Source organism: Hydrococcus rivularis NIES-593, assembly GCF_001904635.1.
In the GTDB taxonomy this organism is placed as follows: domain Bacteria; phylum Cyanobacteriota; class Cyanobacteriia; order Cyanobacteriales; family Microcystaceae; genus Hydrococcus; species Hydrococcus rivularis.
In genome coordinates, this window is record NZ_MRCB01000041.1 from 25892 (window position 1) to 31894 (window position 6003).

A 6003-nucleotide genomic window follows, 5' to 3' on the forward strand; every position below is an offset into this window, starting at 1 on the left:
TGACTTTTTTGGTTCTAAGGGTTCTGACGATTTCTCCTTTGGGCGCGATCGCAACTTAAGGAATAACTTCTCTGCCATGCTGAAAACATCTGTACCTCATCAATATGAGACCATCGAGCTACCGCCGAACTGCCCGATACAAAACCGAGGTCAATTTCTTAATATCTTATTGATATCAACCGAGCTTGAAGATTAAGAAGGTAAAAGTCTAGGCTTTATTGAGCTGGTGCCGGGAGGATGTTCGGTATTCCCAATATCTGTTCAATAACAGCGCTAAAAAGGCTGCGGCAGTCGATCGCGATCGTCTCTCGATTCCAGAAACGGTTTTTTGAATCGCCCACCCTCTAACGAGATCGGGCGATCGCCATAAGTCTAGATGCTCTACACCAGGATCGGCATAGAAACTATCTTCTCCGCTTCCGAGTAAGGCAGAACTCCAGTGGGTAAACTCGTCATGACTGAGGCGATGAATGGGAAAATTGCCAAATAAGGGAACTCCCCAGCCGTCTAAAGCGATTAGAGCTAAAATCTTACCCCCACTTTGCTGCCAAGCCCAAGCAGCCCCAATTGCTCCCACAACGCCAGCGCTAAAGCTTATAAATAAGAGAGAGTTATCACTCCTTTGCATGAGTTCCTGGCGTAAAAACTGTATGATATGCCATGCAGAAAAGGCTGGATAGGTTTGTGTCGGAAAAATTAGAGGCGTGCCGAGATCGATTGATTCCTGTCGTAGCGCTTGCAAAAAGCGATCGGTTAGTTGCGGCTCGTGCATGCCGGGACAAATTAAAACTACCACGAGAGTAAATAAATATAGAGCGCTATTGAAAGAAAGTCATGCGACCTTTAATCGAACAATCGCGTGAGTTAACTTATAAATATAGATCGAATAAGCTTCTTTTATCCTAGACTAATAAGATTAAGCGGTTAATCAAGCGCACAGTTTGGAAAACACTCTATCGACAATGCAACGCTCGTCCACCCTCGCTCGACTCAAAGCAGCGCTTCCCGACGGTCAACTGCCTCCAAGTTACGGCGTATATTTTAAAAATACGTTAATTGCTCTGTGTCATGCTTTAGAAGACCATATCTTACAAACTTGTGAAGGATTTCCCGACCAAAAACCCCTGGTTCTCGTTACCTTTCAGCAGGGAAAATGGTATTTGCAAGAAGCCGATCGCTATTTTGAGATCGCTCGATGTTCCCGTCACATTGCGATCGCAGCCGTTCCCGAAAGTGGTTTCGCCGCCCATCCAACCGGACAACAGGAAAATGTCTCCCTTGTCAATCTAGATGCTAGCGATCCCCTAGTCAACGAGTGGAATTTAATTATCCTCGCGCCTAACTACGCAGCGATGGTATTGTGTCACGAACTCTCGGCTGAAGAATATCGGGCAGATAGTTTGCCGAAAGCTGATATGGAGCGCAAGTTTTACGGATTGTGGACATTCGATCGCGCTCTAGTTGAGAAATCAGCCGAAATTTTAATCGAACGGATGCGCCCCTACGATAACTCGCTATGCGATCGCCTCGCACAAATGCAGGCGCAGATTGCTAGCACTCCTAATCCTACTCCAGTCGATCTCACGAAAGTTGTTTCTAGAATTGTGACTTATTTACAAACCAGCCAGCAACAGCTCGTCACTGTCAATCGTCAAGCGCGGGAACTGGCAGAATTAGAAGGACAGGCGCGGCGACTTAATCGCAATTTAACCGCTGGCAAGCTGCAAGCCTTCTTGAGAATGGCGCAGCGAGTAGACGAACGGGATAAAGATAACCCAGTTGCCTCGCTTCAGGTAGCCGCCCTAGCAGACACCATCGGACAGCTTCTCGATTTACCAATTCTAAAGTTGAGACGGCTGCGCCTCGCCGGACTCTTATTTCGCATTGGATTAGCCGAAGCGCCGATAGAGGTGTTTACCCACACCTCTAATCAGTTAGATGAAGCGAGTTTGGCTTTTTGGCGCGATCGCTCCATACTGGGTGCCAAACTGCTATCTACTATGCCCGAACTGGCTTCCGTTACCGATATTGTCTTGCATCATCTAGAACACTGGGATGGTAGCGGCAAACCAGACGGATTGAGAGGAGAAGAAATTTCTATCGAAGCTCGCATTCTTGGCTTGGTGGCGGAGTTTCAAAAACTAACCCAACCCAGAGGCGATCGTCGTGCCTACAGCATAGCAGACGCTCTAGAAAAATGTCGGCAATCTAGCGGTACTCGTTTCGATCCCGCTTTGGTAGAATCTTTGACTACTGTCGTTCGCCTTGTAGAAATGGGCTTGATGCAATTGCCCAATCGTCCTAGTCAACTCCCGACTGTTTGGTTAGAGGAAGCGACAAAGCCCGATCCTTCTAAGGCAGAGATCTCTAGCTAAGCACGAATAAATACAAGGACGCTATTTGGTGCAAAAAATGGCGAATTCTTAAATTTCCCCAAAATAAAATTGACCTCTAATCTTTAAATTTCGACAGATTAAGGAGGCCAATTTCCAGCAATCGGAGGGTGATATTGACTCTATATGTTTGTGTTTTACAATACAACAAAAGAGCAAAGATTTGATGTAGCAAATTTAACCAAATCCTAGAAAAAAAACGCGATCGCGCTGTTGCACAAGCTTTATCCGCTCATGTTTGCCTTAGCGCGATCGGCAAATCCCTACCTTTATCTAGAAAAGAACTTTCATAGAGCCACAATTTTGTAATTTACATACTCATTGGTATATAATATAAATACCAATAAGAATATAATTATGCAAAAAGGTTTTCCAGCGACTGCTCGCGATGAGATTCTCGCTGCTGCTAAACGGTTGGCTGCCGAACGACCTCTCGACAAAATTAACTTGACTGATGTAGCCAAGGAAGCAGGCGTGAGCTGGCCTACCGTTCGGCGCTACGTTGGCAATAAGAAGCAATTGCGAGAGTTGCTTGCCACAGAACAGACTAGCTCAAGTCCGCAACTTCTCGATACTCGCAGTCGCATTCTTGCTTCTGCCAGCCGTATTTTTGCCCAACACGGCTATGCAGGAGCGACACTGGATGCCATTGCTGCCGATGCCGGATTGACCAAAGGAGCCGTTTACTGGCACTTTCCCAGCAAGAGCGATTTGTTCCTGGCATTGATGGAACAAAGGATGCAATCTCGCCTTCCGGCATTACCAGAGGAAGTCGATAGAGCTTTCAGTTCGGAAGATCGAGAAGCAGGGATTGCCGAACTGCTCGCTAGCCAGCTGGGTTATGCGCAGGCAAACCCCGATTGGGTCAGACTTTACCTAGAGTTCATCACCGAAAGCCGAGAACCAGAAGTGCAAAAATTGCTCGGTAGCACTACTTATAAAAACTCTCAGGACATGGTCAATAGCTTGATCCGCCGCTTGCAAGACAATGGACAAATTGCTGCGGATATCGATCCCTTCGTGCTGGCAACTTTCTGGGCTGGGATGCTCGACGGCTTGATGCTGGCTTGGATTGCTAACCCGCAACGAGTCAATCCTCAATCTTGGTCAAATCAGCTAGCGCGAATTCTGTGGCGCGGAATTCAGCCGGGCGATCGCTAATACTTCTTCGCGAACACACTGCGATCTTCGGTCCTGTGCGAAGCAGGAGTGAGTAGTTCATTTCAGCAGAGAATCGGCAAAATTTCCTTAGAGGAACTCGATAAAATTATCAGAATGCTAGAAGATTAGCCTCTGATGAAACAGGGCTTCCTATTAATACTTTTCTGGTTTCAGAATCCCCGTTTGCACTTTCTGAAGTTCTCAATCTCGATTATCTGCCCGATTGAATTGGTAAACTCTAGCAAATTGAGTCCTCAAACCCATGCCGGTGTCGGGGAGCGTTATTTTTACTCAAACCGCACTCAAAACTTGTGGTTTGGGTAACGATTCTCCCGAAGCTAAGCGGGATTTAATCAAAGCCTTAACCGCCAACGTGGATAGCGGGGCGGCGGTCGGGATTCTTTTCTGCCTGACGAAGGACTTCACGGGTAACGACAGGAATATCTCCCTCGCCAAAAAGGATGAAGCGTAGCAAATATTGAATGGGATTGCCCTCCACCCAGCCAAAGTAGGCATGGGGAATTTTCCCCGTGCGATCGCGTATGTATAAAAGAATGGCTGCGATCGCATTTGGTACGGCGGCACTATGAGCGCGTAGGATGCGATAATCGCCGACTTTTACTCCTTCGATCCGAAGGATATCTATAAACTCTGAGGCATCAGATACCAGAATTTCTAGAAACAGAACTGGATCCATCGGGGGAATATGGTTGTCCTCGCGGACTTCTTTTTCCTTCAAGTAATACTCCCTCTCATCCCCCTCATTCAATCGATTGGCAATAATTCGTATCGTGCTTTGACTTGCTAGAGCATCGATAAAGTGACGGGCAGTTTCGTCAATGTCAATTTGCTCGACTCGGAGTTCAGTCGATCTCCAGACCCGCGAAATCAGTGAGGTAACGATAATCGTACCGATAAAAAAGGCAGCGATCCGAATCCCCTCCGGCCTCTCAATAATATTGGCAATAGTAGTATATAAAAATACTAAAGTAATCAAACTGAAGGCTAGCACTCCTCGCTTCGTTCTCTGGTGGCGAGTGGCTAAGGTTACGGCAAAAGCAGCCGAACTCATCAACACCAACACTCCCGTTGCATAGGCTCCCCCTTGCGCTTCCACATTGGCTTTAAAAATAATCGTGACCGCAAAAGCTATCGCCGTATAGATCAACACCAAAGGACGTATCGCCAGCGTCCAGTTGGGAGCCATGCCATAGCGCGGTAGATAGCGAGGAACGATATTGAGCAGACCTGCCATAGCAGACGCACCTGCAAACCACAGGATGGAAATGGTACTCAAGTCATAAATCGTTCCGAAGCCACTGCCCAGATAAGTATGTGCCAGGTAAGCAAGGGCACGTCCGCTGGCTGCCCCGCCAGCTTGAAATTCTTCGGCTGGAATTAGTAGCGTCGTCACCAAACTGCTCGCAATCAAGAAAAAACTCATGATGACGGCAGCAGTTGTAAGCAGCTTGTGCGTATTGTAAATGCGTCCTTTTGGTCGCTCCTCAGTATCGCTGCTGCGACCCTTGATGAGGGGCATAACCGCTACTCCCGTCTCAAAACCCGACAATCCCAAAGCAAGCTTTGGAAATAGTAAAACCGACACGCCGAGCATTGTGAGAGGATTTTGATATTCACTCAAGAGTAAAGACTGCCAGGAAGCGATCGCAACTGGGCGAGATAGGATCTCAGACGCGCTAACGCCAATGGTAACTAAGTTCAACAGCAAGTAGACCCCAACCAGGAAGACAGCAATCCCAATGGCTTCTCGGAATCCTTTGAGAAACACGCCGCCAAGCAATGCTATCAGCAAGAGAGTAATACCGATCGCGCGATCGTCAAGAAAAGCTGGCGCCAAAGGATTTTCAATGATATGGGCTGTCGCATCGGCAGCCGAAAGGGTAATGGTGATAATGAAGTCAGTTGCCACAAAGCCCAGTAAGCAAAGGACAAAAAGCTTTCCCTGCCACCAAGAAAGGAGATGTTCGAGCATCGCGATCGAGCCTTCTCCGTGGGGGCTGGTTGCAGCCACCCGCCGATAGATAGGCAAGGCACCAAAGAGCGTCAGCAAGACCAAAACCAAGGTTGCCATTGGGGAGAGGGCGCCTGCTGCCAGTGCTGCAATCCCAGGCTGATAGCCCAGCGTCGAGAAATAATCAACCCCCGTTAAACACATAACCTGCCACCAAGGATGCTTGGGGTGATGCTCTCCCTTTGGGGCTTGTTCTTGGGCGAGTAACCAGTTAAGGAACTGTTGGCGGTATCGATCGCTTTGGCGGTATCGTCTGGGGGGAATAAGCGGTCCAGCCATTAACGTTACTCCTGATATTTAGCTGCCACTGACGGATTCTAGCGTAGATTCTATCTATTCTTTATATCTTTACCGAAAAACGAGCGGAAAGCCGTTAACCTAAGCATGGAGGTCGCCCCCCATGCTCGGCTTCAGAAC

General features: G+C 47.9%; 4 protein-coding genes. 2 read left to right on the plus strand and 2 right to left on the minus strand.

Going from position 1 to position 6003, the window contains the following annotated elements:
- Positions 1-208: 208 nt before the first annotated feature.
- Positions 209-796: a hypothetical protein gene (locus NIES593_RS21170; RefSeq protein ID WP_073601474.1), complete on the minus strand. Its 588-nt coding sequence runs from the start codon at positions 794-796 to the stop codon at positions 209-211.
- Positions 797-962: 166 nt separating this feature from the next.
- Between NIES593_RS21170 and NIES593_RS21175 the strand changes: the two genes are divergently transcribed.
- Together NIES593_RS21175 and NIES593_RS21180 are read left to right on the plus strand one after the other, a co-directional pair.
- Positions 963-2375, plus strand: coding sequence for an HD domain-containing phosphohydrolase (locus tag NIES593_RS21175; RefSeq protein WP_073601475.1), 1413 nt, complete (start codon positions 963-965; stop codon positions 2373-2375).
- A gap of 375 nt (positions 2376-2750) precedes the next feature.
- Positions 2751-3554 (plus strand): TetR family transcriptional regulator, encoded by an 804-nt coding sequence (locus tag NIES593_RS21180; RefSeq protein ID WP_073601476.1) that lies wholly within the window; start codon positions 2751-2753, stop codon positions 3552-3554.
- Between the two features lie 361 nt (positions 3555-3915).
- Here the strand turns inward: NIES593_RS21180 and NIES593_RS21185 are convergent, their stop codons facing one another.
- On the minus strand, positions 3916-5865 hold the full coding sequence (locus NIES593_RS21185; protein WP_073601477.1) for an APC family permease: 1950 nt from the start codon (positions 5863-5865) through the stop codon (positions 3916-3918).
- Positions 5866-6003 lie beyond the last annotated feature (138 nt).

Coding starts and splice junctions, on each gene's coding strand:
- NIES593_RS21180 (WP_073601476.1), top strand. CDS start 2,751: ATGCAAAAAGGTTTTCCAGCGACTGCTCGCGATGAGATTCTCGCTGCT.
- NIES593_RS21175 (WP_073601475.1), top strand. CDS start 963: ATGCAACGCTCGTCCACCCTCGCTCGACTCAAAGCAGCGCTTCCCGAC.
- NIES593_RS21185 (WP_073601477.1), bottom strand. CDS start 5,865: ATGGCTGGACCGCTTATTCCCCCCAGACGATACCGCCAAAGCGATCGA.